The following is a 24,440-nucleotide window of genomic DNA, read 5'->3' on the forward strand; positions in this document are numbered from 1 at the left end:
CGGCCCCACGGACAACGGCCGAAACGGTCAGCGGATGTTCCGGCTCAGCCACGGGCTCAGCAGGATCATCGGGACGTACTCCGTGTGCGTGCGGTCGCCGGGCAGCGGGACGACCAGGCGGTAGCCGGGCGGGAAGCGGCGCACCTTGACGTGGGCGAGGCCGTCGAAGACGGAGCGGAGGAAGGCCGGCACGTCGTCGCGCGCGATGTCGGGGCACTCGACGCCCTCGACGGTGATCAGCGCGTCGTCGTCCGGATAGAGCCGCACGCTCACCCGGGGCAGGCCGCCGAATTCGACGTACGCTTCGTGCGGCAGGGATCCGTCGGGGTCCGTGGTCACCCCGATGCCCGCGGCGCCGCGGCGGGAGGTGCGGTCGGCGCCGATGTCGTCGCTCACCTCGATCTCGCGCGCGTAGCGGGCGGCGAGGGCGCGCAGGGCTTCGACGGCGGCCTGGGTGGTCGGCAGGTGTCCGGGCGAGTGGTCCATACCACCGAGGACGGCGACGTGCGCGCGAGGGTTCCTCGTAGGGAGGGGAGAGCGCAGGTCAGCGGGGGCCGGGGAAGCGCAGGTAGCGCGGTGGTACGGCCTTCGTCAGCCAGACACCGTTGGCGCTGACGCGGAACACGTGGCCGTCACGGTGCATGGCGCCGGCGTCCACGGTGAGCACGACGGGGCGGCCGCGGCGGGCGCCGACCCGGGTGGCGGTCTCGCGGTCGGCGGACAGGTGCACGTCGTGCCGGTTCATGGGCCGCAGCCCCTGCGCGCGGATCGCGTCCAGGACGCGGGCGACAGTCCCGTGGTAGAGGTACGGCGGCGGGGTCGCCGGGGGCAGGCCGAGGTCGACTTCGATGCTGTGGCCCTGGCTGGCGCGGATCCTGTCGCCGTCGACCGCGAAGCGCCGTTTGTCGTTGGCGGCCACCACGTGGTCCAGCTCCTCGCGCGTGACCGGGAACCCGTGCGCGGCGGCCGCGGCGATCAGCGCGTCGATCTCCACCCAGCCGGCCGGGTCCGGGGTGAGCCCGATGCGCTCCGGCTGGTGGCGCAGGTGTTTGGAGAGGTACTTCGACACCTTCACGGTGCGTCTTTCGTCATGCTCGTCGTTCATGTGTCCAGCGTGCGCGAGAGACGCGGATCACGCAGGTCTTTTTTGCCCCCAGGTTTGATCCACAACCAACTGTGGTTATCCACAGGGGAATTGGTGAAACTGTGGATAAGTGGCAGGTGATTTAGGGTGATTCGAGAAGTCCCTTGTCCACAGGGAGAGCTGAGGCAAGCTTTTCCAAGGCCCGTCCTCCCACCTCCCGTTCGGTTGCCAGTGCGATGAACTCGGCGACATGTGCCGGTCCAACAAGCCTTTCCACAGCGGAGATCGTCCCGGTGGGCAAGCGCACCGAACGTGTGCCGGACGCCTCCTCCGCGGGCTTCTCGGTGACGAGGTGGGTGCGCAGCCGTCTGGTCGCCAACGTGCGCATGGCCCGTGCCAGTTCGGCTTCCATCGTCTGCTGGGCCAGCGGCCGCAGCCGGCGTACGAGGGAGGCCGCCTCCTCGGCGTGCGCGTCCGTGCGCCGCCCGGGATCGTCCAGATAGCGCGCGAAGACATGCTCGGTGGTGAACTCCAGGAAACGGGCGGCGATGTGCTCGACCTGGCCCCTCAACTCCCGCAGGTGGCCAGAGATCGCCGACAGCGGCACCCCGGCCGCGTGCAACTCGACGGCCACGGCCAGCTCTTGGGGGCTCGGTACCGCGAACGTGTCCGGGTCGCCGTCGATCCGCTCCAGCACGCCCAGCTCGACCGCCTCCGCCACGGCGTCGTCGTCGGGCTCGGCGCCGAAGCGGGCGCCGAGCTCGGCCCGGGTGATCCGGTCGGGGCGCTCGTCCGTCCACGGGCCCTCCACCTCGGTGACCAGACCGAGCACCGCGCCGAGGCCCCGGCCGGTGTCCCAGGCCTCCAGCAACTCCTTGATCGACGCCAGGGTGTAGCCGCGGTCGAGGAGATGGGCGATCTGGTGCAGCCGGGTGACGTGCGCCTCGGAGTAGAGGTTGGCACGGCCCCGGCGCTCGGGCCGCGGGAGCAGACCGCGGTCCTGGTAGGCGCGGATGGTCCGCACGGTCGTGGCCGTGTGGTGTGCCAGGTCCTCGATGCGGTACGTCCGCGCGGGCGGCGGTCCGGTCATGTCACAGCCTCGGCTCCACGCGCGCGATGCGCCGCAGCGCCCCCGGCAGGAAGCGGGACATGAGGTGGGCGCCCCGCGCCTCCGGGGTCACCGGAACGACCGCCTTGTCGTCGATCACCGCGTCCAGGATCGCCTCGGCCACCTTCTCCGGCGGGTAGTTGCGCTTGCCGTACAGCCGGGCCGACTTCTTCTGCCGGCGCTTCTCCTCCGTCTCGTCGACCCCGGCGAAGCGGGCCGTGGAGGTGATGTTGGTGTTGACGATGCCGGGGCAGATCGCGCTCACCCCGATGCCCTGACCGGTGAGTTCGGCCCGCAGGCACTCGGAGAGCATCAGCACCGCCGCCTTGGAGGTGCTGTAGGCGGGCAGGGCCCGGGAGGGCTGGAAGGCCGCCGCCGAGGCGATGTTGACGATGTGGCCGCCCTGCCCGCGCTCGCTCATCCGCGCGCCGAAGAGCCGGCAGCCGTGGATCACGCCCCACAGGTTGACGTCCAGGACCCTGCGCCAGTCGTCGGTCGTGGTGGCGAAGAAGGAGCCGGACAGACCGATGCCCGCGTTGTTGACCAGCACGTCCAGCACGCCGTACTCGCGGTGCACCTTCTCGGCGAGCTTCTCCATGGCCTGCTCGTCGGAGACGTCGGCCGTCTCCGCCCAGGCCTCGGGCGCGCCGACGAGCCGGGACAGCTCGGCGGTGCGGGCGGCGGACTCGGCGTCGCGGTCGACGGCGACCACGCGCGCGCCGGCCTCCGCGAAGGCGAAGGCCGTGGCCCGGCCGATGCCGCTGCCCGCGCCGGTGACCAGCACCAACTGCCCGCCGAACCGGGCCGCGTGGCGGCCGGTGGCCTTCGGTTCCGGGCGGCCGCCGTCGACGGACACGATGAATTCCTCGATCCAGGAGGCGACGTGGTCGGGCCGGGTGCGCGGCACCCAGTGCTTGGCCGGGAGCGTGCGGCGGGTCAGCTGCGGCACCCACCGCTCCAGGTCGTCGTAGAGCCGCTCGGACAGGAACGCGTCCCCCTGCGGCGTGATGAGCTGCACCGGCGCGTGTGCGTAGGCGTCCGGGCGGGGCCTGGTCAGCCGGGCGCGGACGTTGTCCCGGTAGAGCCAGGCGCCGTGTGCCGCGTCGGAGGAGAGGGACGCGGTCGGGTAGTCGCCGCCGGGGACCTGCTCGACGCGCTCCAGGATGCGCGGCCAGCGCTTGCCCAGCGGACCGCGCCAGGCCAGCTCGGGCAGCACGGGCGTGTGCAGCATGTACACGTACCAGGACTTGGCGCCCTGGCCGAGGAGCTGGCCCACCCGGCGGGGCGTCGGCCGCTTCACGCGCGCGTTGATCCAGTGTCCGAAGTGGTCCAGGGACGGGCCGGAGATCGAGGTGAAGGAGGCGATACGGCCCTCCGTGCGGCCCACCGTGACGAATTCCCACGACTGCACCGAGCCCCAGTCGTGCCCGACCAGGTGCACCGGCCGGTCCGGGCTGACCGCGTCCAGCACGGCCAGGAAGTCGTCGGTGAGCTTGGCCAGCGTGAAGCCGCCGCGCAGCGGCTGCGGCGCCGTCGAGCGGCCGTGGCCCCGGACGTCGTACAGCACCACGTGGAAGCGGTCGGCGAGGCGGCCGGCCACCTCCGACCAGACCTCCTTGCTGTCCGGGTAGCCGTGCACCAGCACCACCGTCGGCTGCTCCGGATCTCCCAGCTCGGCCACGCACAGCTCGACCCCGCCGGTCGCGATCCGGCGCTCCCGCGCCCCCTTCAGCGTCACGTCCGCCCTCGCCTCTCCCGCTCCGTCCGCCGTCACTTCTCCTCCGCCCAGCGCCGCACGTGCGGCAGATCGTCGTCCAGCCAGAACGCGCTCTGCTCGGGGTCCCCGGAGTCGGTGACCACGAGGATCTCCTCGAACTTCGCGCCCGTACCCCGGAAGCCGAGGTGGGGTTCGACCGCCCACAGGCCCGGCTGCGGCGGATGGTCGGAGAAGCGGTACGGCGACCACAGGGGCGACCAGCCCTCGCGGTGGCCGTGCAGCGCGTCGGCGGCCAGTCCCTTCAGGGACTGCGTGCCGAACCCGAACAGGTGCGGGGAGAATCGGCGCTGCTTCACCCGGTCCACCTTGTGGGCGATCACGCCGAACGGGTACGCGCGATGCCGGTTGGCGTAGCCCTGGCGGACCATGAGGCGGTCCACGTCCTCGTAGATCTCGCGCAGCGGGCGCCGCTCGCGCACCTCGCGCAGGATCAGCTCCCGGTGCGCCTCCAGGTCGGCCATCAGCCGGTCCTGCACCGGGTTGACCCCGAGGGAGCCCGAGTAGCCGATGTCCGCCGTGTATCCCTCGTAGACCGGCGCCATGTCCAGGATGAACGGCATCCCGGGCGCCAGGGCGCGGTCGGTGGGGAAGAACTGGAGCGGGACGCGGAAGTTCACGAACGCCGTGCGGTCGCCGAACCAGGCGAAGGGCAGATGGAACCAGTCCCGCACCCCGCGCTCGCGCAGCCACTCGCGCTGCATCCGCGCCGCCTCGCGCTCCGTCACACCCGGCTCCAGGCGTGCCGCGACCGCCTCCGCGCACTCGTAGGCGAGGCGCTGCACCCGCCTGAACCCCCGCAGCTCCACGGAGAGTTCGCTGCTCACTGCCGTCGTCATGCCGCCCCGTCCCGTCGTGCCGCCGACTCGACGCGTCGCCTCGCCGACTGCGGTACGCGTCCGTAACTTGACACTGGTGAATGTGACAGTTGTTAGAGGCGGCGTCAATAGGAGGGGCGGCAGGCTGTGGAGAACCTGCGGTAACCCTTAGGCAGGGCATCCCTTAGGGCCCCGTAATACCTGGGACTGACACGAAGACGGCTCTGAGGTCTGACGACCGGCGTGGCCCGCATCACTACGGTCGTATGCGTGACTGTGATCGCGACCGAAAGCCTGAGCAAGCGGTTCCCCCGGGTGACCGCTCTCGACCGGCTGTCCGTGGACATCGGACCCGGTGTGACCGGACTCGTCGGTGCCAACGGCGCCGGCAAGTCCACCCTGATCAAGATCCTGCTGGGTCTGTCCCCCGCCACGGAGGGCCGCGCCGAGGTGCTCGGTCTGGACGTCGCCGACCCGTCGTCGGGCCGCGCCATCCGCGAGCGCGTCGGGTACATGCCGGAGCACGACTGCCTGCCGCCCGACGTCTCGGCCACCGAGTTCGTCGTCCACATGGCGCGGATGTCCGGCCTGCCGCCCACCGCCGCGCGCGAGCGCACCGCGGACACCCTGCGCCACGTCGGCCTGTACGAGGAGCGCTACCGCCCCATCGGCGGCTACTCCACGGGCATGAAGCAGCGGGTCAAGCTCGCCCAGGCGCTGGTGCACGATCCGGAGCTGGTCTTCCTGGACGAGCCGACCAACGGCCTCGACCCGGTCGGGCGGGACGACATGCTCGGCCTGATCCGCCGCATCCACACCGACTTCGGCATCTCCGTCCTGGTCACCTCCCATCTGCTGGGCGAGCTGGAGCGCACCTGCGACCACGTCGTCGTCATCGACGGCGGCAAGCTCCTGCGCTCCAGCTCCACCACCGACTTCACCCGGACCACGACCACCCTGGCGATCGAGGTCACCGACAGCGAGACCCACCCCGACGGCACCCGCGCGGTCCGCGAGGCGCTCCACGCGCGCGGGCTCGACACACAGAACGAGGGCGCCGGACTGCCCGGCGCGGGCCACATCCTGCTGCTGACCGCCGAGGGCGAGGAGACCTACGACCTCGTCCGGGACGTCGTCGCCGACCTCGGCCTCGGCCTGGTGCGCATGGAGCAGCGCCGGCACCACATCTCCGAGGTGTTCACCGACGACGCACACAGCAGCGACGAGCAGCGGAAGGAGGCCGTCGGACATGGCGGTTGAGCACCCCCTGCCGGCCCCGGCCGGCGACCAGACCCGCATCCACGACATCGGCTACCGCGGCTACGACGGCCCCCGCCTCGGCCGCGCCTACGCCCGCCGCTCGCTGTACGCGCAGTCCCTGCGCGGCTCCTACGGACTCGGCCGCTCGGTGAAGTCCAAGGTGCTGCCGATGGTGCTGTTCGCGGTGATGTGCGTGCCCGCCGCCATCATGGTGGCCGTCACGGTCTTCACCAAGGCGCACGAACTGCCCGTGACCTACACGCGTTACGCGATCATCATGCAGGCCGTGATCAGCCTGTACGTCGCTGCGCAGGCACCCCAGTCCGTCTCCCGCGACCTGCGCTTCAAGACCGTGCCGCTGTACTTCTCGCGGCCCATCGAGACCGCCGACTACGTCCGCGCCAAGTTCGCGTCGCTGGCCTCGGCGATCTTCATCCTGACCGCCACTCCCCTGCTCGTGATGTACGTGGGCGCGCTGCTGGCCAAGCTGGGCTTCGCCCACCAGACGAAGGAATTCGCCGAAGGACTGGTCTCCGTGGCGCTGCTCTCCCTGCTGTTCGCCGGCATCGGCCTGGTCATCGCCGCCGTCACCCCGCGCCGGGGCTTCGGCATCGCCGCCGTGATCGCCGTGATGATCATCTCCTACGGCGCGGTCTCCACGCTCCAGGCCATCGCCGATGTGCAGAACCACTCCTCCGCCATCCCGTGGATCGGCCTGTTCTCGCCGGTCACGCTCATCGACGGCGTCCAGTCGGCCTTCCTCGGCGCGACCGCCCGCAACCCCGGCGCGATCAACCCGTCGGCCGGACAGGGCGTGGTCTACGTCCTGCTCGTGCTCGGCCTGATCGCCGGCAGCTACGGCCTGCTGATGCGCCGCTACAAGAAGGTGGGACTGTGACCACGCTCAGCATCGACCACGTCTCCCGCTGGTTCGGCAACGTGGTCGCCGTCAACGACATCACGATGACGATCGGCCCCGGCGTCACCGGCCTGCTCGGCCCCAACGGCGCCGGAAAGTCCACCCTGATCAACATGATGGGCGGCTTCCTCGCCCCCTCCACCGGCACGGTCACCCTCGACGGACAGCCGGTGTGGCGCAACGAGGCCATCTACCGGCGCATCGGCATCGTCCCCGAGCGTGAGGCGATGTACGACTTCCTCACCGGCCGCGAATTCGTCGTGGCCAACGCCGAGTTGCACGGCCTGGGCGCGAGCGCGGCCCAGAAGGCCCTGGCCACGGTCGAGATGGAGTACGCGCAGGACCGGCGGATCTCCACGTACTCCAAGGGCATGCGCCAGCGCGTGAAGATGGCGAGCGCCCTCGTCCACGAGCCGTCGCTGCTCCTGCTGGACGAGCCGTTCAACGGCATGGACCCGCGCCAGCGCATGCAACTGATGGACCTGCTGCGCAAGATGGGCGACGAGGGCCGCACCGTGCTGTTCTCCTCGCACATCCTCGAAGAGGTCGAGCAGCTCGCCCGGCACATCGAGGTCGTCGTCGCCGGCCGGCACGCGGCCAGTGGCGACTTCCGCAAGATCCGCCGCCTGATGACCGACCGCCCGCACCGCTACCTCGTCCGCTCCAGCGACGACCGCGCCCTCGCGGCCGCGCTGATCGCCGACCCCTCGACGGCCGGCATCGAGGTGGACCACAGCGAGGGCGCGCTGCGCATCCAGGCCGTCGACTTCGGCCGCTTCACCGCCCTGCTGCCGAAGGTCGCCCGGGACCACGGCATCCGGCTCCTCACGGTCTCGCCGTCCGACGAGTCCCTGGAGTCCGTCTTTTCGTACCTGGTCGCGGCGTAGGAGGCCGAAGATGTACGACCCCACCGTCGCCCGGCTCACCTACCGGGCCCTGCTCGGCCGTCGCCGGGCCCTCATCCTCGGCGCGCTGCCGCTGCTGCTGATCGTGCTCGCCGTCGCCGTGCGGGCCCTGACCGGCGCCGACGACCAGACCGCGGCCGACGTCCTCGGCGGCTTCGCGATCGCCACGATGGTGCCGATCATCGGCGTCATCGCGGGCACGGGAGCGATCGGCCCCGAGATCGACGACGGCTCCGTCGTCTACCTGCTGTCCAAGCCGCTGAAGCGGCCCACGATCATCTTCACCAAGCTGATCGTCGCCATCGCCGTGACCATGGTCTTCTCGGCGCTGCCGACCCTGATCGCGGGCCTGATCCTCAACGGCAACGGCCAGCAGATCGCCGTCGCCTACACGGTCGCCGCGCTGGTCTCGTCCATCGCCTACTCGGCGCTGTTCCTGTTGCTCGGCACGGTCTCCCGGCACGCCGTGGTCTTCGGGCTCGTCTACGCACTGGTCTGGGAGGCGCTGTTCGGCTCCCTGGTGCCCGGTGCGCGCACGCTCAGCGTCCAGCAGTGGTCGCTGGCCGTCGCCCACAAGGTCGCCGGCGGGGACCTCGTGACCTCCACCGTGGGCCTGCCGACGGCCACGGTGCTGCTGGTGGCGGTCACCGTGCTGGCCACCTGGTACGCCGGCCAGAAGCTGCGGGCCCTGAAGCTCGCGGGCGAGGAGTAGGCCCCGGCGGCTTGACGGGGGCTTCACACCGGTCCGGGCAAACTGAGCAAAGCGGATGCAGGGCGAGGAGGTCGTCGATGACGGAGGAAATACCGGAAAACGACGGGCGCGGGCGGTCCGGGGGCGATGTCTGGGACGGGCTGGACGAACTGGTCCTGGACGAGGCCTTCATCCGCGGCGCCGAGACCTCCGAGCCGTCCGCGCGGGCCCGTATGCTCGCCGCCCGCTGGCGTGCCGAGGCGCCCGAGCCGCAGCCATGGCGCTCCGACGAGCCGCCGGCGGGCTGGTTCTTCGGCAAGGCCCGGCGCCGCAGGTGGCGCCGCCGGTAATTCGGTGGCGCCCAACTCGGCGGCGGGGCAGAGTGGTTGTGCCCCATCCGCCGGGATCGCCCCGGCGCCGTGATCCGGGAGTGGAGGTGGGCGATGCCCATGCACGGCACTGCGCCCAGCTCCCGACAGGACAGCCCGAGGCCGGCTCCGGTGTAGTTACCCCACCGTGGAGCCACGGGAGCTGTCCGGGGCAGCCGCGCGGCGCTGCCGCTGTGGTACGGCCGGTCTTCAGCCGGGGTTGGTCATGTCGGCGCCCCGCACTGCAGGCTGCGCCCACCCGTTCCGCCCTGCGGAACGATGGCCCACAGCGGTCGGCCGCGCGGCCGCCTCCCCGGCCTTCAGCCCAGCAACCGCTCCAGCACGACCGCTATCCCGTCGTCCTCGTTGGACGTCGTCACCTCGTCGGCGACCTCGCGCAGTGCCTCGTGGGCGTTGGCCATGGCCACACCCCGGGCGGCCCAGGCGAACATCGGGATGTCGTTGGGCATGTCGCCGAAGCCGATCGTGTCCGCGGCCTTCAGGCCCAGGCGGCGGGCCGCCAGGGACAGGCCCGTTGCCTTGGAGAGGCCGAGCGGAAGCAGTTCGACGATGCCCTCACCCGCCATGGCCACGGTGACGAAGCCGCCGGCCGCGCGCTCGGCCGCCGCCGCCAGCTCGTCGTCGGACAGCGTCGGGTGCTGTATGTAGATCTTGTTCAGCGGGGCCGTCCAGAGGTCGGACGCGTCCGTGAAGGGGATCGCGGGCAGCGCGCCCGTCACCGCGTACCCCGGTCCCACCAGCACATCGCCGTCCAGGCCGTCCCGGCTCGCCGCCAGGTACAGCGGGCCCACCTCGGCCTCGATCTTGGCCAGGGCGACCCCCGCCAGCTGACGGTCCAGGGTGACCGAGGTCAGCAGGCGGTGGGCGCCGGCGTCGTAGACCTGCGCGCCCTGGCCGCAGACGGCGAGGCCGTCGTAGCCGAGGTCGTCCAGGATGTGCCGGGTCCAGGGGACGGCGCGGCCGGTGACGACGATGTGGGCCGCGCCCGCCGCGGTGGCCGCGGCGAGCGCGTCACGGGTGCGCTGCGAGACCGACTCGTCGGAGCGCAGGAGCGTTCCGTCGAGGTCGGTCGCGATCAGCCGGTACGGAAAGCCGGTCACTGCGCGGCCGGCTCCAGGACCTCGCGGCCGCCCAGGTAGGGGCGCAGCACCTCGGGGACCCGGACGGAGCCGTCGGCCAGCTGGTGGTTCTCCAGGATCGCCACGATCGTGCGCGGTACGGCGCACAGCGTGCCGTTGAGCGTGGCGAGCGGCTTGACCTGCTTGCCGTCACGCATGCGGATCGACAGCCGACGGGACTGGAACTCGGTGCAGTCCGAGGTCGAGGTCAGCTCGCGGTACTTGCCCTGGGTCGGGATCCATGCCTCGCAGTCGTACTTACGGGCGGCCGAGGAGCCGAGGTCGGCGGAGGCGACGTCGATCACGCGGAACGGCAGCTCCAGCGAGGCCAGCCACTGCTTCTCCCACTCCAGCAGGCGCTGGTGCTCATTGCGGGAGTCCTCGGGGTCGACGTACGAGAACATCTCGACCTTGTCGAACTGGTGCACCCGGAAGATGCCCCGGGTGTCCTTGCCGTGCGAGCCGGCCTCGCGGCGGAAGCAGGGCGAGAAGCCCGCGTACCGCAGCGGCAGCCGGTCGGCGTCGATGATCTCGTCCATGTGGTACGCCGCGAGCGCGACCTCGGAGGTGCCGACCAGGTACAGGTCGTCCTTGTCGAGGTGGTAGACGTCCTGGGCCGCCTGGCCGAGGAAGCCGGTGCCCGCCATGGACTGGGGGCGGACGAGGGCCGGCACGAGCATGGGGGTGAAGCCCGCGGCCGTGGCCTGCGCCATCGCCGCGTTCACCAGGGCGAGCTCCAGCAGGGCGCCGACACCGGTGAGGAAGTAGAAGCGGGAGCCGGAGACCTTGGCGCCGCGCTCCACGTCGATCGCGCCGAGCAGCTGGCCCAGCTCCAGGTGGTCCTTGGGCTCGAAGCCCTCGGCACCGAAGTCGCGGATCGTGCCGTGCGTCTCCAGCGTGACGAAGTCCTCCTCGCCGCCGACGGGCACGTCGGGGTGGACGAGGTTGCCGAGCCGGAGCAGCAGCTCCTGGGTCTCGGCGTCGGCCGCGTCGCGGTCGGCGTCGGCGGCCTTGACGTCGGCGGCGAGCTGGCCGGCCTTCTTCAGCAGCTCGGCCTTCTCGTCGCCGGTGGCCTTGGGGATCAGCTTGCCGAGCTGCTTCTGCTCGGCGCGCAGCTCGTCGAAGCGGACGCCGGAGGACCTGCGCCGCTCGTCGGCAGACAGGAGGGAGTCGACGAGCGCGACGTCCTCTCCACGGGCGCGCTGGGACGCGCGCACACGGTCGGGGTCCTCACGAAGCAGGCGAAGGTCAATCACGAGGCCAAGGCTACCGGTGTGGGCTCGCCGCTCACGAATCACTATTCCGTGGAGGTTCCGATGCGCCACAATTCGTCACTTACGTTCCGTTATGAACGAATTGCGGAACGTGTCGGAACTGGTCAAGGGAAAGTGTCTCACTCCCTGGGACGAGGCATGCCTCCGGCGCCGGGTTGACCGGATTCCCTTGTGGAGAACGGGACTTCACGGCCTCGCTGTCCACAGGAATCCACACCCTCCCGAGAGTTATCCACAGGCTGTGTGGAAGGTCTGTGGACTTCGGAATTGATCACTCCGGAACTCCGTGACCGAGTGAAGAATTCCCAGGACAAACCTGGGTGACACCCACTTTCGGTGGAAAGCGGTCGCCCCAAAAGATGAATCAAAGGAAACGGGTGGACGAAGGGTGAGGTGCGGACCGATGGCCGCATCGGAGACGTGAGGGGCGATTTGTCGACCGACTCACGCACCTCTGTCGACTTGTCCCCAGGTCGAGAAGCGGACCTGTGGATAACTTCTGTGGATAACGATGATATGCAGGTAGGACTGGCTGGAAGCGGGCCCCAGCCGGTCCTGCGGCCTGATCGGCCCGATCAGAACCGGCCGTCCTGGCAGCGCGCCACCCAGTCCGAGGCGGCCATGAACTCCTCGTCCGAAGCCCAGGCCGGCGTCGGACGGGTCTCGGACGACGTGATGTCCGCGCGCGGGTAGGAGCCCAGGAAGCGCACCTGGAGGCAGATCCGCTTCAGCCCCATCAGCGCCTCCACCATCCGCCGGTCGGAGATATGGCCCTCGGCGTCGATGCAGAAGCAGTAGTTGCCGATCCCGGCACCGGTCGGCCGGGACTGGAGCAGCATGAGGTTGATCCCGCGCGAGGCGAACTCGCCGAGCAGGTCGCGCAGGCCGCCGGGGTGGTCGTCGCGCTGCCACAGCACCACCGAGGTCTTGTCGGCACCGGTCGGCGCGGCGGGCCGGGCCGGGCGGCCGACCAGCACGAACCGGGTCTGCGCGTTCTCCGCGTCGTGGATCTCGGTCTCCAGGGCCACAAGGCCGTACCGGGCGGCGGCGAACTCGCCCGCGAACGCGGCGTCGTAACGGCCCTCCTGGACCAGGCGGGCGGCGTCCGCGTTGGAGGCGGCCGACTCCCAGACCGCGTCCGGGAGGTGTGTGCGCAGCCAGTTGCGCACCTGTGGCTGGGCCGCCGGGTGGGCGGAGACCGTCTTGATGTCCGTGAGCTTCGTGCCGGGCCGGACCAGCAGCGCGAAGGTGATCGAGAGCAGCACCTCGCGGTAGATGGTCAGCGGTTCACCCGCGACCAGCTCGTCCAGGGTGGTGGTGATGCCGCCCTCGACGGAGTTCTCGATCGGCACGAACGCGGCCTCGGCCTCGCCCGCCCGCACCGCGTCCAGCGCGGACTGCACCGACACGTACGGGATCAGCTCCCGGGTGGCCGCTTCCGGGAGTGTCCGCAGGGCGACTTCGGTGAAGGTGCCCTCGGGGCCGAGATACGCATAGCTCGCTGGCATGTCCCTCACCCTAATGGCCGCTGGCCGCACCGGCCCGGCCGTCTCAGGAAAGCCACTCGACCGGATGGTTTGAGCCGGGAACGCCCAGTAAAACCGGTAAACCCCGTAACCTCTCCGAGTTCCGGACCGCCCGGGTTCCGGGCTAGCCCTCCAGCAGCCGCTGCCCCACGTACTCGCCCTGCGCCGCACCGCCCGGCACCGCGAACAGCCCGCTCGCCTCGTGCCGGATGAACTGCGACAGCGCGTCGCCCCGGTCGAGCTTGCGCTGCACCGGGACGAAGCCGCGCAGCGGGTCCGCCTGCCAGCACACGAAGAGCAGACCGGCGTCGGGCGTGCCGTCCGCGTCGAAGCCGTCGTGGTACGAGAACGGGCGCCGCAGCAGGGCCGCGCCGCCGTTCCTGTCGGGCCGGGTGATCCGGGCGTGCGCGTTGAGCGGGACGACGTAATTGCCCTGGGAGTCGGTCTTCTCCAGGTCCATCGGGGTCGTCTCGTCGCCCCCGGACAGCGCCGCCCCGTCGGCCTTGCGTCGCCCGATGACCTGTTCCTGGGCGGCCACCGACAGCTTCTCCCAGTCGTCCAGGAGCATCCGGATACGGCGTACGACGGCGTAGGAGCCGTTCGCCATCCAGGCGGGCTCGCCCGAGGCGGGCACGAAGATCCGCCGGTCGAAGTCCGGGTCGGCTGGCTTCGGGTTGCGGGTGCCGTCGAGCTGGCCCATGAGGTTACGGGCCGTCATGGGGTGTGCGGTGGCGCCCGGGCTGCGGTTGAACCCGTTCATCTGCCAGCGCAGCCGGGCCGCGCCGCCCGCGTCCTTCTGGATCGCGCGCAGGGCGTGGAAGGCGACCAGAGCGTCGTTCGCGCCGATCTGCACCCACAGGTCGCCGCCGCTGCGCGTCTTGTCCAGGTGGTCGGAGGAGAAGTCCGGCAGCGGGTCCAGCTCACCCGGCCGCTGTGTCTCCAGGCCGGTCTTCCCGAAGAAGCCGTACCCGAAGCCGAAGGTGATCGTCAGCGACGAGGGGCCGGCGTCGCGGGCCACGTCGGTGTCGTCGTGCGGCGCGGCCTCGCCCGCCATCAGCCGTTCGGCCGTCGCCGACCAGCGGCGCAGCAGGGCCGCCGCCTCCTTGCGGCCCGCACCCGCCGCCAGGTCGAAGGCGGCGAGATGTCCGCGCGCCTGGAGGCCCTCGGTGATGCCGGGCTGATGTTTCCCGTGAAACATCACCCGGTCGGAGCCCACCGAGGTGAGCGGGGTGGCCGAGGCGGGCGCGGTGGCGTAGCCCACGGCCCCGCCGGCCGTGCCGAGCACGAGCCCGGTGGCACCGGCGGTGCCGAGCAGCGCACGCCGGGAGACTCCGTGGCCGCGTGCGGACTCGGAGGACTTCGGCACCTCGGCGGAGGTGCGGACCTGCGGGACGGACTGGTCGGTCATGGTGTGGTTCAGCCGATCTGCGCGTTCTTGGAGACGGTCACCTGGTCGATGTCGGAGGTTCGCACGGTGACGGCGACCTTCCAGTCGCCGGCCATGGGGATCTGTACCCCGCTCGCCGACCAGTGACCGGTGGTGATGTGCTCGGGGGTCACGGGAAGGGGTCCGATCTTCTTCGCCTCAAGGGTGAACTCGACCTTCACCTCAGGGATGTCGAAGGGCTTGCCGCTGGGGTTCTGGACGTAGAGGTGCATCTCGTTCGCGCCCACGCCCGCGGGGTCGAGGTCGATGCTGACGACACCCTTGCCGTTGGTGCCGCCGGTGTCGAAGGGCATGTCCAGGGTCAGGGCGCCGTTCGTGGGCGCGGTGGCGGCACCGGCAGAGGAGGAGGTGGCGGCCTTGGCCTCCAGTTCGGTGCGGCCGGGCTCGGTCTGGGTCAGCCAGGTGGTCACGGCGAGCAGTACGACGGCGACGCCCGCCTCGGCGAGTACCGAGCGGCGCAGTCCGAAGCGGTGGGCGTCGCCGTCGCGCAGCCGCTTCTGCCGGGCGGCGGCCATGGCGGCCCGCTGGCGGGCGAGCTGCTCGGCCCGTTGTGGGTTGCCGCTCGTCCTGCCCTTGCCGGTGCCCTTGCTGGCGCTCTTGTCGGCGCTCTTGTCGGTGGACTGCTTGGCCGCGCCGGTCGTCACCCGCTCCTTCTCGGTCTCCGTTGCCTTCTCCGCCTCCCCGGCGGTCGCCTCCGCCTCCGCACCCGGGCCGGTGATGCCGGCGAGCCGCCGGGTCCAGCGCCGTGACACCGACGCGGTGGCGACCATCACGGCCACCAGACCGATCTTGACCAGCAGCAGCTGGCCGTACCGGGTGTCGGTGAAGGCCGACCAGGAGCCGAGCTGGCGCCAGGACTGGTAGGCGCCGGTGGCGACGAGCGTGACGACGGAGCAGAAGGCGAGCCGGGAGAAGCGGCGGACGGCGGCGGCCTCGACCGGTGTCTCGGCGGGCGCCCGGTACAGGGCGACCAGCAGCGCGGTGAGCCCGCCCAGCCAGGCGGCGACGGCGAGCAGATGGAGGACGTCGACGGGCATGGCGATGCCCGGCTGGAGCCCGACCGAGGCGTGCTCGGCCATGGCCCAGCTGGTCGCGAGCCCGGCCGCGACGACCACTCCGCCGATCGCCAGCCCGAAGGTCAGATCGCGCTTCTCCTGGCCTTCCTCGCGTTTGGTGTAGGCACCGAAGAGGACGGCGATGAAGAGCGCGGCGGCGGCGAGCAGCAACAGCCGCGAGACCAGGGCGGCGCCGGTCTTCGTCTGGAGCACCGGCCCGAGCAGCCCGAGGTCGAAGACGTCGCCGAACTTCCCGCTGGTGGTGTACGCGCCGCGCAGGAGCAGCAGCCACAGGGTGGCCGCGGTGAGCGTGAGCCAGCCGCCGACGACCAGGCGCTGCACGGGCCGTACGCCCGCGCCGCGCTGCCAGCAGGCGAGCACGAAGGCGGCGCCGCCGGCGAGCACGATGAAGCCGGCGTACGACGCGTACCGCCCGATCGCGTAGAGCGCGCCCACGGTGCCGCCGCCGGCGGTCGGTCCGGTGCCGCTGACGACCGTCGGCGAGGGCGCCCCGATGGAGAAGGTGTAGGCGCCGGAGACGGGGTGGCTGTCGGCCGAGACGATCTGGTAGGTGACCGTGTAGGTGCCCTTGCCCAGCCCGCTCTTGAGCTTGATGCCGTACGTCGTCCCGCTCAGGTTGGCGGGCTTGCCCGTCTGCACCGGCTTGCCGCGGGGGTCGAGGACGCGCAGGGAGTCGTCGTTCGTCGCCACCTTCTCGGAGAAGGTGAGCGTCACCTGGCTGGGCGCCTGCTTGACCACCACCCCCTGGGCCGGGTCGCTGCCGGTCAGCGCGGCGTGCGCGGAGGCCGGGGCGGCGCCCGCGAGCAGCACGCCGGCGACGGCGAACAGCAGCAGCACCAGGCTGCGCAGGCCGCCGTTCCTCCCCTTGGGGGTGATGGTCCGGGTCAAGGTGGTCCCTCCCTCAGTGGCCGGTCGCCGGGTTGTACGTGGCGGACTTCACCGGCATCTCGACGGTGAGGGGACCGGACTTGGCAAAAGTGAGCTTCACGGTGACCGTCTGGCCCTGCCTCGGCTGCCGCTTCAGCTTCTCGAACATCAGATGGTTGCCGCCGCTTTTGAACACGAGTTGACCGTGGGCGGGTATGGCGAAGGAGCTCTGCTCCTGCATGGTGCCGCCTGCGGTGCTGTGCATGGTGACCTGGCCGGCGGCCTCGCTCGTCACCGAGGTCAGCTCCTCCTTGGTGCCGCCCTTGTTGGTGATCGTCAGGAAGCCGGCCGCCATGTCGGCGGAGACGGGCTGCGGTATGTACGGCCCGCTCACCGACAGTTCGGGCTTGGAAGAACCGGAGCCGGAGCCGGACCCGGAGTCCGAGCAGCCGGCGAGGGCCAGCACGCCGGCGAGTGCGGCGGCCGTGCCGGCCAGGGCGGAGCGGCGCGTCACGGGACGGTTCACGGGTTGGCTCCCTTGACGAGCTTGGGCAGGTCCTTGGTGTAGTCGTCGACGGTGGCGCCCTCGCCGTAGAGGACGTAACCGCCGTCGGTCTTCGGCGAGAACGCGATGACCTGGGTGCCGTGGACCGAGACGAGCTTGCCGTTCTTGTCCTTCGTCGTCGGTTCCACGGAGATGCCGACGGAGCGGGCGCCGGCCTGGATGGTGGCGAAGTCGCCGGTCAGGCCGATGAACTGGGGGTCGATGCCCTTCAGCCACTTGCCCAGCTCGGTGGGGGTGTCGCGGCCGGGGTCGGTGGTGACGAACACGACCCGGAGGTCGTCCTGCTCGGCCTTGGGCAGCGCCTTCTTGGCGACGGCGATGTTGCTCATCGTCGTCGGGCAGATGTCGGGGCAATGCGTGTAGCCGAAGTAGAGCAGGGTCGGGTGGCCCTGGGTCTCCTTGCGGAGGTCGTACTTCTTGCCGTGCGTGTCCGTGAGGACCAGGTCCGGCTTGGCGAAGGGCTGGTCGAGCACGGTGGCGGCCTTGCCGGAGTCGGACTCCTGCGAGACCGCGGTGACCGGCGAGGTGCTGTCGGCGCCGCTGCCGCAGGCGGAGAGGGCGAGACCGGCGGTGGCGGCGAGCAGCAGAGCCGCTGCGAACGTCTTCTTGCGCATAGAGAAATGTCCCAGATGTAAGAACTCCGGTGCGCACCGGGGCCGGACGGGCGGGTCCCGCGGGCGGGCCGTTCGAACCTGTCGTACGACCCCGGTGCGCGCTCCGGAAGGAAGGGGGCTAGGCGGTCCGGCGGCGGCCCGCGAAGACGCCGTAGGCCACGCCCGCGGCGCCGACGACGATGCCGACGATGCCGAGCACGCGCGCGGTGGTGTCGGTGTCGTGCGCCTCGGAGTCCGTGGCGGAGGCCGCGGTCTCGGTCTTGTCGGAGGTGTCCCTGGCGCCCGCCGAGCCGCCGTGGCCGTCGGTCGCGGCGGACAGCTGGAGGACGGGGGCCGGGTTCTCCGGCTCGTCCTGGCCCGCCTGCGGTACCTCGATCCAGCGCACCACTTCCTTGTTGGAGTAGGTCTGGAGCGCCTTGAACACGAGCTGGTCGGTGTTGTCCGGCAGGGCACCGATGGAGAGCGGGAACTTCTGGAAGTAGCCGGGCTGGATGCCCTTGCCGTCGGCGGCGGTCCAGGTGACCTGGGAGACGGCCTCGTCGATCTTCTCGCCGTGCATGGTCAGCGGCTTGTCCAGCTTGGACTTGGTGACCTTCACGTTCCATCCGGCGATCGGCTCGGGCATGACCGAGGCGAGCGGGTGGTCCGTGGGGAAGGTGACCTCGACCTTGGTGGTCGAGGCGTTGTCGCGTTCGTTGGGGACCTTGAAGTCGACGACCGCGTAGCCGCCCTTGGCCGCGTCGCCCTCCGGCTGCACGGAGACGTGCGCGAAGGCGGGGGCGGACAGGGCGAGGACGGCCGTGCCCGCGACGGCGGTGGCGGCGGTGACCCGAGAGGCGATACGGGAAGCCTGCATGGCAGGAGCACTCCACTGGTGAGAGTTCCGGTGATGAAGAGAGGTACGCGTGCGCACACGCGCGCGCCGCACGACGGCGGCCTCTTCACGGTCGGAACCGGATACACGGTGGGAACCGGGGCGGAGTGCGCGCGTCGCGTCAGGCGGCGAGGAGGAAGGCGGCGGCGGGCGGGCCGCGCCGGATCACCGCGTGCCGGAGTGCGGTGGCGTGCGGGGCGGGCGCCTCGTCCCGGGCGGTACGACGGCCGCGCGGGAAGGGATCGGCGGCGGGCAGCAGCCCGGCGCACAGGGCGCACGCCAGCGCGAGCGCTGCGCGCAGGGACCGTACGAGCGCCCCCTCGGTGACTCCGTGCGCCGACAGCTCGATCAGCCGCAGCAGGGCCAGATCGCCGCGGCGCAGCAGCCAGCCGGCGGCGACGGCCGCGAGGACGTGGCCGAGCAGCATCGGCAGCGAGGGCAGCAGCCCCGCGGCGGAGCCGGTGGCGCCGCGCGCGCCGGACAGGGCGCCCGGGGCGGCGACGGGCCGACCGGCGCGGTCGATGAGGCGCGCGTCGAGCAGCAGGTGGAAGGAGTGCCCGGGGGTGAGCGCGGCGGCGTTCGAGCCGCACAGCAGCCGGGCGGCGTTCTCCACGAGTGCGGTGTCGCTGAGCGACGCACCCGTGGTGCCCGGCGCGCCAGCCGTCCCCTGGGTGGTCATCACCATGCCGCCGGAGGCCATCGCGGCCCCGTGCTGGCCCAGCCCGAACAGCGCGTGCAGCGCGGCCTGGCCGAGCGCGAGCAGCGCGGCGATGCCGGGCAGCGAGCGGGCCCGCCCGGTGAGCGGCACGACGACCAGCAGACAGCCCAGGAACCCGGCGCCGAGCGTCCACAGCGGCACGCCCGCGCAGGAGGCCAGGGCGTGTCCGCACGCGGCCAGCACGACGCAGACCGCGGCGAACACCGCGGCCCGCAGGATCCGGAGCCCGGCTCCGGGGTGCGCCGTGCGCGCGTGGGGGGCAGTCATGGCGGCCTCATCATCGCACTGCCCTTATCGGCTCCCTACGGCAGGGCGCGGGAGTCGGCCAGGGGCAGGACGCGGGAGCCGGCCTGTCGGCAGCGCGCTCGAGCCGTCCCTCATACACCGATTCCTCCCGCCGCGCATCGGCTGTATGGGCGGTGTCACGTCAACGGTGTGCTTACGGCCCCCTATGGGCGGCAATAGGTATCGGTATGTCGAGCCGCGGCCAGGAGGCTGGAGCATGAGCATCTGGTGGTCACTCCATCTGCGTCGCGAAGCCGCGAGCGTGCCGCTCGCCCGGCGGTTGCTGATCGGCACCATGGAGACGGCAGGCGTCGACCCCGAGATCTCCTACGACCTGTCCGTCGCCCTGAGCGAGGCCTGCGCGAACGCGGTCGAGCACGGCGGGGACGGATCCCGGGACGGCTCGGTGGAGGCGTACCGGGTGACGGCGTACCTCGACGGCGAGAAGTGCCGTATCGAAGTGGCCGATTCGGGGCCGGGGTTCGGCCCGGGACACGGCCCGGGGTTCACCCGCACCCAGGACATCCGCCCCGCCCGCGCGGACGCCGAGCACGGCCGGGGGCTGTGTCTGATCCGGGAGCTGGCCGATCACGTCCACATCGGGGCCAAGCCGGGCCGCGGCGGGACGGTGGTCAGCTTCGACAAGATCCTCAAGTGGACGAAGGACCCGTCACTGCTGACGGCGTGACGGGCAGTCGCCCTTCAGCCGTCCAGCACCTTCGCCAGCGCCTCCAGTGCCTCCGGATACGCCCGTTCCCGCGGTGTGCCGTAGCCGACGACCAGGCCCTGGGGGCGGTCGGCAGGGGCGCCGGGGGTGTGCCAGTGGTCGCCCAGGGCGCCGAGGGCCAGGCCCTGCTCCTGCGCGCGGGCGAGGGCCTCGGCCTCGTCGGGTACGTCGATCAGGGCGTGCAGTCCGGCCGCGATCCCGCGCACGCCCCGGTCCGTCCCCAGCCGGTCCAGCAGCTGGTCGCGGCGGCGCCGGTAGCGCAGCCGGCACGCGCGTACGTGCCGGTCGTAGGCGTGGCTGTCGATCAGCTCGGCGAGCGCGAGCTGGCCGATGGTCTCGGTGTGGTGGTCGCTGTGCAGCTTGGCGTCGGCGACCGCGTCGACCAGGTGCGCGGGCAGCACCATCCAGCCGAGGCGGAGTGCGGGGCCGAGGGTCTTGGAGGCGGTGCCCAGGTAGACCACCTGGCCCGGTGCCATGCCCTGGAGCGCGCCGACCGGCTGGCGGTCGTAGCGGAACTCGCCGTCGTAGTCGTCCTCGACGATCAGCCCGCCACGCGCGCGTGCCCAGTCGCCGAGTGCCCGCCGCCGCTCGGGGCGCAGGGTGACCCCGGTCGGGTACTGGTGCGCCGGGGTGACCACCACGGCGGCCGCCTCGCCCAGCTCCCCGGGGCGTACGCCGTGCGCGTCGACCGGTACCGGGCGCACGGTCCCGCCGTTGCGTCGCACCACCTCCCGGTGGAACGGCAGCCCGGGATCCTCCATGGCGACGGTGGCGCCGTCCAGCACGCGCGTGAGGAGCGCGAGGCCCTGGACGTACCCGGAGGTGATGACGATCCGTTCCGGAGGCGCGACGACGCCGCGGGCCCGGCCCAGGTAGCCCGACAGGGCCGTGCGCAGCTCGACGCGGCCGCGCGGGTCGCCGTAGTCGTACGCCAGGGACGGTGCCGTCGCGATGGCGCGGCGCAGCGCGCGCAGCCAGGCCGCGGCCGGGAACGCGCCGACGTCCGGGCTGCCCGGGCGCAGGTCGAAACGTGGCGCACGCGCGTGTGCGGCGGCCTGCGGGCCCGTGGCATCCGTGGCAGGCGGCAGCGCGGCGACCCGGGTGCCCGAGCCCTGTCGCGCCGTCAGGTAGCCCTCCGCCACCAGCTGGTCGTACGCCGCCTTCGCCGTGCCCCGGGAGACTCCGAGGTCGGCCGCGAGGCGCCGGGTGGCCGGCAGCCGCGTCCCGGGCGCGAGCCGTCCGTCCCGGATGCCGTCCCTGAGCGCCCGCTCCAGCCCGATCCGCCGGCCGTCCCCCGCGTCGGTCTCAAGATGCAGGTCCACACCCGCACCGGACCAGAAGTCGTCCACCAACACCCTCCCCCTAGGCATGCCAATGGCCGGGCACCTCCCCGGCACCCGGCCATTGAAACGCAGTTCAGCCCTTCAGCGAGGCCATCCACGCCTCGACCTCGTCGGACCGGCGCGGCAGCCCGGCCGAAAGGTTTCGGTTGCCGTCCGCGGTCACGAGGATGTCGTCCTCGATCCGGACGCCGATGCCCCGGTACTCCGCGGGCACCGTCAGGTCGTCGGCCTGGAAGTACAGGCCGGGCTCGACCGTCAGCACCATGCCCGGCTCCAGCACACCCTCCACGTACGTCTCGGTCCGCGCGGCCGCGCAGTCGTGGACGTCCATGCCGAGCATGTGACCGGTGCCGTGCAGGGTCCAGCGGCGCTGCAGGCCCAGCTCCAGGACACGCTCGACCGGGCCCTCGACCAGGCCCCACTCGACGAGCTTCTCGGTGAGCACGCGCTGGGCGGCGTCGTGGAAGTCGCGGTACTTGGCGCCCGGCTGCACGGCCGCGATACCGGCCTCCTGGGCCTCGTACACGGCGTCGTAGATCTTCTTCTGGATCTCGCTGTACGTGCCGTCGACGGGCAGCGTGCGCGTGATGTCGGCGGTGTAGAGGGTGTGGGTCTCCACGCCGGCGTCGAGCAGGAGCAGGTCGCCGGAGCGGACCGGGCCGTCGTTGCGGACCCAGTGCAGGGTGCAGGCGTGCGGGCCGGCGGCGCAGATGGAGCCGTAGCCGACGTCGTTGCCCTCCACGCGCGCGCGAAGGAAGAACGTGCCCTCGATGTAGCGCTCGGAAGTCGCCTGCGCCTTGTCCAGGACCTTGACGACGTCCTCGAAGCCGCGGACGGTCGAGTCGACGGCCTTCTGCAGCTCGCCGATCTCGAACTCGTCCTTGACCAGCCGGGCCTCGGAGAGGAAGACGCGCAGCTCCTCGTCGCGCTCGGCGGTGACCTTGTCGGTCAGGGCCGCCTCGATGCCGGCGTCGTAGCCGCGCACGACGCGCACCGGGCCGGTGGCCTCGCGCAGCCGGTCGGTCAGCTCGCGCACGTCGGCGGCCGGGATGCCGTACAGCGCCTCGGACTCGGTGAGGGAGTGGCGGCGGCCGACCCACAGCTCGCCCTGGCCGGAGAGCCAGAACTCGCCGTTCTCGCGGTTCGAGCGCGGCAGGAGGTAGATCGTCTCCTGGTGGCTGCTCGTCCCGTCCGGGGCGGTCGTGGGTTCCAGGACGAGGACGCCGTCCTCCGTCTGGTTGCCGGTGAGGTACGCGTACTCCACGGAGGAGCGGAAGGAGTACTCCGTGTCGTTCGAGCGGGTCTTCAGGTTGCCCGCCGGGATCACCAGGCGCTCGCCCGGGAAGCGGGCGGAGAGCGCGGCGCGGCGGCGCGCGGTCTCGGCGGCCTGCGCGATCGGCTTCAGGTCACGCAGCTCCGTGTCGGCCCAGCCGGACTGCATGTTCTCGGCCAGCTCGTCGGAGACGCCCGGGTACAGGCCGTTCTTCCGCTGCTTGATGGGCTCCTCGGACGCTTCTTCCGGGGTCTCCGGGTTGAGCTCGTCGGACACGTGATCCTCCTCGGTACGGCGTGTGATCTCCCCCGGCGGCCCACGTCGCTCGCGATCGTCTCCGAGCGGGGGCCTCCATCATCGTACGGTCGTACCGCGGGCGGACCAGGGCCGGATGACCTGTTATGCCCGGTCATGCATTCCGGATACGCACCGGATGCTCAGTCGAAGCGGGCCGCCAGCAGGACCACGTCCTCGTCGCTGTCGGCCGCGTCCAGGCCGTCCGGCAGGACCGTGCGCAGGACGTGGTCGGCGACCGCGCCGGGGTCGTGGCGCAGCGCGCGCGGGACGCTCGCGGCGGCCGTGTGCAGCCGGGCGAAGGCGCGGTCCATGGGGTCGCCGGTACGGTGCAGCAGCCCGTCGGTGTAGAGCAGGACCGTCTCTCCGGCCTCGGCCTGGATCTCCACGCTGGGCGCCTCCCAGCACGCGAGCATGCCGAGCGGGGCGGAGACGGAGGTCTCGGCGAACTCGGTGCGCAGGCGGCCGATGAGCAGCGGCGGGCTGTGTCCGGCGCCGGCCAGGGTGATCTTGCGCAGGGCGGGCTCGCAGTAGGCGAACAGGGCGGTGGCGGATCGGGCGGGCTCGGTCAGCCTGAGCAGCAGCTCCAGGTCGGACAGGACGGCGACCGGGTCCTCGCCCTCCATCACGGCGTACGCGCGCAGGGAGGCGCGCAGCCGGCCCATGGCGGCGACCGCGCTCGGGCCGGAGCCGGTGACCGAGCCGACGGACAGGCCGAGGGCGGCGTCGGGCAGCGGCAGCGCGTCGTACCAGTCGCCGCCGCCGCGCGGGCCGGTGCGGTGCCGGGCGGCGAGCTGGATGCCGGGCACACGGGGCAGCCGGGAGGGCAGCAGTTCCGCGGTGATGGTCGCCACGCGCGCGCGTGCGCGCTCCACCTCCAGCAGCCGGGCCAGGTGCTCGGTGGCGTACCGGACGTAGAGGCCGGTCAGGTGGCGCCGGCGCTCGTCGGGCTCGGCGGGTTCGTCGTAGAGCCAGACCGCGGCGCCAAGGCGGCCGGCGGACTCGCCGGCGAGGGGCAGGGCGTAGCTGGCGGCGTAGCCGAGGCGGGCGGCGACCTCACGGTGGCGGGGGTCGAGACCGTCCTCGGCGAGCAGGTCGGGGTGGGCGATCTCGGTGCCCGCGCCGGTGTCGTAGGGCAGGGCGCCGCGCGGGACGGTCTCGATGTGGCCGAGGTCGGCGCGGGCGAGGCCGAGGCCGAGGGAGGTGTGCGGGCCGAGCCCGTCGGCGGGCTCCAGGACGACGAGGCCGCGGCGGGCGCCGACGAGGGTCGCTCCGGCGCGCAGCAACTCGTGCAGGGCGGGTTCCAGCCTGTCCGTGCGCGACATGCGCTCGGTCAGTTCGTGCAGGGTGGTGAGGTCCGAGACCCAGCCGGCCAGCCGGTCCTGGAGGAGGGTGCCGGGGGCGGGGACGCCGGGGGAACGTCGGAACCGTTGAATCGATTCCAGCCACTTTCGGAGGGTGCGGGGCACTCATGGTGTCCGGCTTCCAGAC

Annotated in this window: 23 protein-coding genes; 6 read left to right on the forward strand and 17 right to left on the reverse strand. The window is 71.9% G+C overall.

Annotation, left to right across the window (positions count from 1 at the left end):
* Nucleotides 1–27 precede the first annotated feature (27 nt).
* The 5 genes from BIV25_RS26695 to BIV25_RS26715 form a co-directional block, all read right to left on the reverse strand.
* A complete protein-coding gene (locus BIV25_RS26695; protein ID WP_071374967.1) occupies nucleotides 28–486 on the reverse strand; it encodes a hypothetical protein in 459 nt (152 codons plus the stop codon).
* Between the two features lie 58 nt (nucleotides 487–544).
* Nucleotides 545–1,105, reverse strand: coding sequence for an RNA 2'-phosphotransferase (locus BIV25_RS26700; protein ID WP_071374968.1), 561 nt, complete (start codon nucleotides 1,103–1,105; stop codon nucleotides 545–547).
* Between the two features lie 121 nt (nucleotides 1,106–1,226).
* Nucleotides 1,227–2,174, reverse strand: a complete 948-nt coding sequence (locus tag BIV25_RS26705; protein ID WP_071374969.1) for a MerR family transcriptional regulator — start codon at nucleotides 2,172–2,174, stop codon at nucleotides 1,227–1,229.
* Between the two features lies 1 nt (nucleotide 2,175).
* Nucleotides 2,176–3,930, reverse strand: coding sequence for an SDR family oxidoreductase (locus tag BIV25_RS26710; RefSeq protein WP_177235428.1), 1,755 nt, complete (start codon nucleotides 3,928–3,930; stop codon nucleotides 2,176–2,178).
* 32 nt (nucleotides 3,931–3,962) lie between these two features.
* Nucleotides 3,963–4,805 (reverse strand): M24 family metallopeptidase, encoded by an 843-nt coding sequence (locus BIV25_RS26715; protein ID WP_071374970.1) that lies wholly within the window; start codon nucleotides 4,803–4,805, stop codon nucleotides 3,963–3,965.
* Between the two features lie 255 nt (nucleotides 4,806–5,060).
* On the opposite strand from BIV25_RS26715, the gene BIV25_RS26720 reads away from it, so the two are divergent.
* The 5 genes from BIV25_RS26720 (at nucleotide 5,061) to BIV25_RS26740 (ending at nucleotide 8,909) form a co-directional block, all read left to right on the forward strand.
* A complete protein-coding gene (locus tag BIV25_RS26720; RefSeq protein ID WP_071374998.1) occupies nucleotides 5,061–6,044 on the forward strand; it encodes an ABC transporter ATP-binding protein in 984 nt (327 codons plus the stop codon).
* Nucleotides 6,034–6,942, forward strand: a complete 909-nt coding sequence (locus BIV25_RS26725) for an ABC transporter permease subunit (protein ID WP_071374971.1) — start codon at nucleotides 6,034–6,036, stop codon at nucleotides 6,940–6,942. The genes BIV25_RS26720 and BIV25_RS26725 overlap by 11 nt, the downstream gene beginning before the upstream one ends.
* Nucleotides 6,939–7,850, forward strand: coding sequence for an ABC transporter ATP-binding protein (locus BIV25_RS26730; protein WP_071374972.1), 912 nt, complete (start codon nucleotides 6,939–6,941; stop codon nucleotides 7,848–7,850). The genes BIV25_RS26725 and BIV25_RS26730 overlap by 4 nt, the downstream gene beginning before the upstream one ends.
* A 10-nt stretch (nucleotides 7,851–7,860) precedes the next feature.
* The gene (locus tag BIV25_RS26735) at nucleotides 7,861–8,580 is read left to right on the forward strand and encodes an ABC transporter permease subunit (RefSeq protein ID WP_071374973.1); all 720 of its coding nucleotides are present in this window, start codon (nucleotides 7,861–7,863) and stop codon (nucleotides 8,578–8,580) included.
* A gap of 77 nt (nucleotides 8,581–8,657) precedes the next feature.
* Complete coding sequence (locus tag BIV25_RS26740; protein WP_071374974.1) at nucleotides 8,658–8,909, forward strand: hypothetical protein; 252 nt, start codon at nucleotides 8,658–8,660, stop codon at nucleotides 8,907–8,909.
* 338 nt (nucleotides 8,910–9,247) lie between these two features.
* On the opposite strand, the gene BIV25_RS26745 is transcribed toward BIV25_RS26740, so the two are convergent.
* From BIV25_RS26745 to BIV25_RS26785, 9 genes are all read right to left on the reverse strand, one after another.
* Complete coding sequence (locus BIV25_RS26745) at nucleotides 9,248–10,048, reverse strand: HAD family hydrolase (protein WP_071374975.1); 801 nt, start codon at nucleotides 10,046–10,048, stop codon at nucleotides 9,248–9,250.
* Nucleotides 10,045–11,322 (reverse strand): serine--tRNA ligase, encoded by a 1,278-nt coding sequence (gene serS / locus BIV25_RS26750; protein ID WP_071374976.1) that lies wholly within the window; start codon nucleotides 11,320–11,322, stop codon nucleotides 10,045–10,047. The genes BIV25_RS26745 and serS overlap by 4 nt, the downstream gene beginning before the upstream one ends.
* A 593-nt stretch (nucleotides 11,323–11,915) precedes the next feature.
* Nucleotides 11,916–12,848 (reverse strand): prephenate dehydratase, encoded by a 933-nt coding sequence (pheA, locus tag BIV25_RS26755; RefSeq protein WP_071374977.1) that lies wholly within the window; start codon nucleotides 12,846–12,848, stop codon nucleotides 11,916–11,918.
* A 142-nt stretch (nucleotides 12,849–12,990) separates the two neighbouring features.
* Nucleotides 12,991–14,274 carry an iron uptake transporter deferrochelatase/peroxidase subunit gene (efeB, locus tag BIV25_RS26760; protein ID WP_071374978.1) on the reverse strand — a complete coding sequence of 428 codons (1,284 nt, stop codon included), beginning with the start codon at nucleotides 14,272–14,274 and terminating at the stop codon, nucleotides 12,991–12,993.
* Between the two features lie 8 nt (nucleotides 14,275–14,282).
* Nucleotides 14,283–16,277 (reverse strand): copper resistance protein CopC, encoded by a 1,995-nt coding sequence (locus tag BIV25_RS26765; protein ID WP_071374979.1) that lies wholly within the window; start codon nucleotides 16,275–16,277, stop codon nucleotides 14,283–14,285.
* A 13-nt stretch (nucleotides 16,278–16,290) separates the two neighbouring features.
* Entirely contained in the window at nucleotides 16,291–16,782 is a 492-nt protein-coding gene (locus BIV25_RS26770) for a copper chaperone PCu(A)C (RefSeq protein WP_071374980.1), read from the reverse strand.
* The gene (locus tag BIV25_RS26775; protein ID WP_071374981.1) at nucleotides 16,779–17,435 is read right to left on the reverse strand and encodes an SCO family protein; all 657 of its coding nucleotides are present in this window, start codon (nucleotides 17,433–17,435) and stop codon (nucleotides 16,779–16,781) included. The genes BIV25_RS26770 and BIV25_RS26775 overlap by 4 nt, the downstream gene beginning before the upstream one ends.
* A gap of 118 nt (nucleotides 17,436–17,553) precedes the next feature.
* The gene (locus BIV25_RS26780) at nucleotides 17,554–18,291 is read right to left on the reverse strand and encodes a YcnI family protein (RefSeq protein WP_071374982.1); all 738 of its coding nucleotides are present in this window, start codon (nucleotides 18,289–18,291) and stop codon (nucleotides 17,554–17,556) included.
* A 139-nt stretch (nucleotides 18,292–18,430) separates the two neighbouring features.
* Nucleotides 18,431–19,294, reverse strand: coding sequence for a hypothetical protein (locus tag BIV25_RS26785; RefSeq protein WP_071374983.1), 864 nt, complete (start codon nucleotides 19,292–19,294; stop codon nucleotides 18,431–18,433).
* A 235-nt stretch (nucleotides 19,295–19,529) separates the two neighbouring features.
* Here BIV25_RS26785 and BIV25_RS26790 point away from each other — a divergent pair, with 235 nt between their 5' ends.
* Complete coding sequence (locus BIV25_RS26790) at nucleotides 19,530–20,000, forward strand: ATP-binding protein (protein ID WP_071374984.1); 471 nt, start codon at nucleotides 19,530–19,532, stop codon at nucleotides 19,998–20,000.
* Between the two features lie 14 nt (nucleotides 20,001–20,014).
* On the opposite strand, the gene BIV25_RS26795 is transcribed toward BIV25_RS26790, so the two are convergent.
* From BIV25_RS26795 to BIV25_RS26805, 3 genes are all read right to left on the reverse strand, one after another.
* Entirely contained in the window at nucleotides 20,015–21,388 is a 1,374-nt protein-coding gene (locus BIV25_RS26795; RefSeq protein ID WP_071374985.1) for a PLP-dependent aminotransferase family protein, read from the reverse strand.
* 67 nt (nucleotides 21,389–21,455) lie between these two features.
* Nucleotides 21,456–22,931 carry an aminopeptidase P family protein gene (locus BIV25_RS26800; RefSeq protein WP_071374986.1) on the reverse strand — a complete coding sequence of 492 codons (1,476 nt, stop codon included), beginning with the start codon at nucleotides 22,929–22,931 and terminating at the stop codon, nucleotides 21,456–21,458.
* Nucleotides 22,932–23,092: 161 nt separating this feature from the next.
* Entirely contained in the window at nucleotides 23,093–24,394 is a 1,302-nt protein-coding gene (locus BIV25_RS26805; protein WP_071374999.1) for a PP2C family protein-serine/threonine phosphatase, read from the reverse strand.
* Nucleotides 24,395–24,440 lie beyond the last annotated feature (46 nt).

It is taken from the genome of Streptomyces sp. MUSC 14 (assembly GCF_001866675.1).
In the GTDB taxonomy this organism is placed as follows: Bacteria; Actinomycetota; Actinomycetes; order Streptomycetales; family Streptomycetaceae; genus Streptomyces.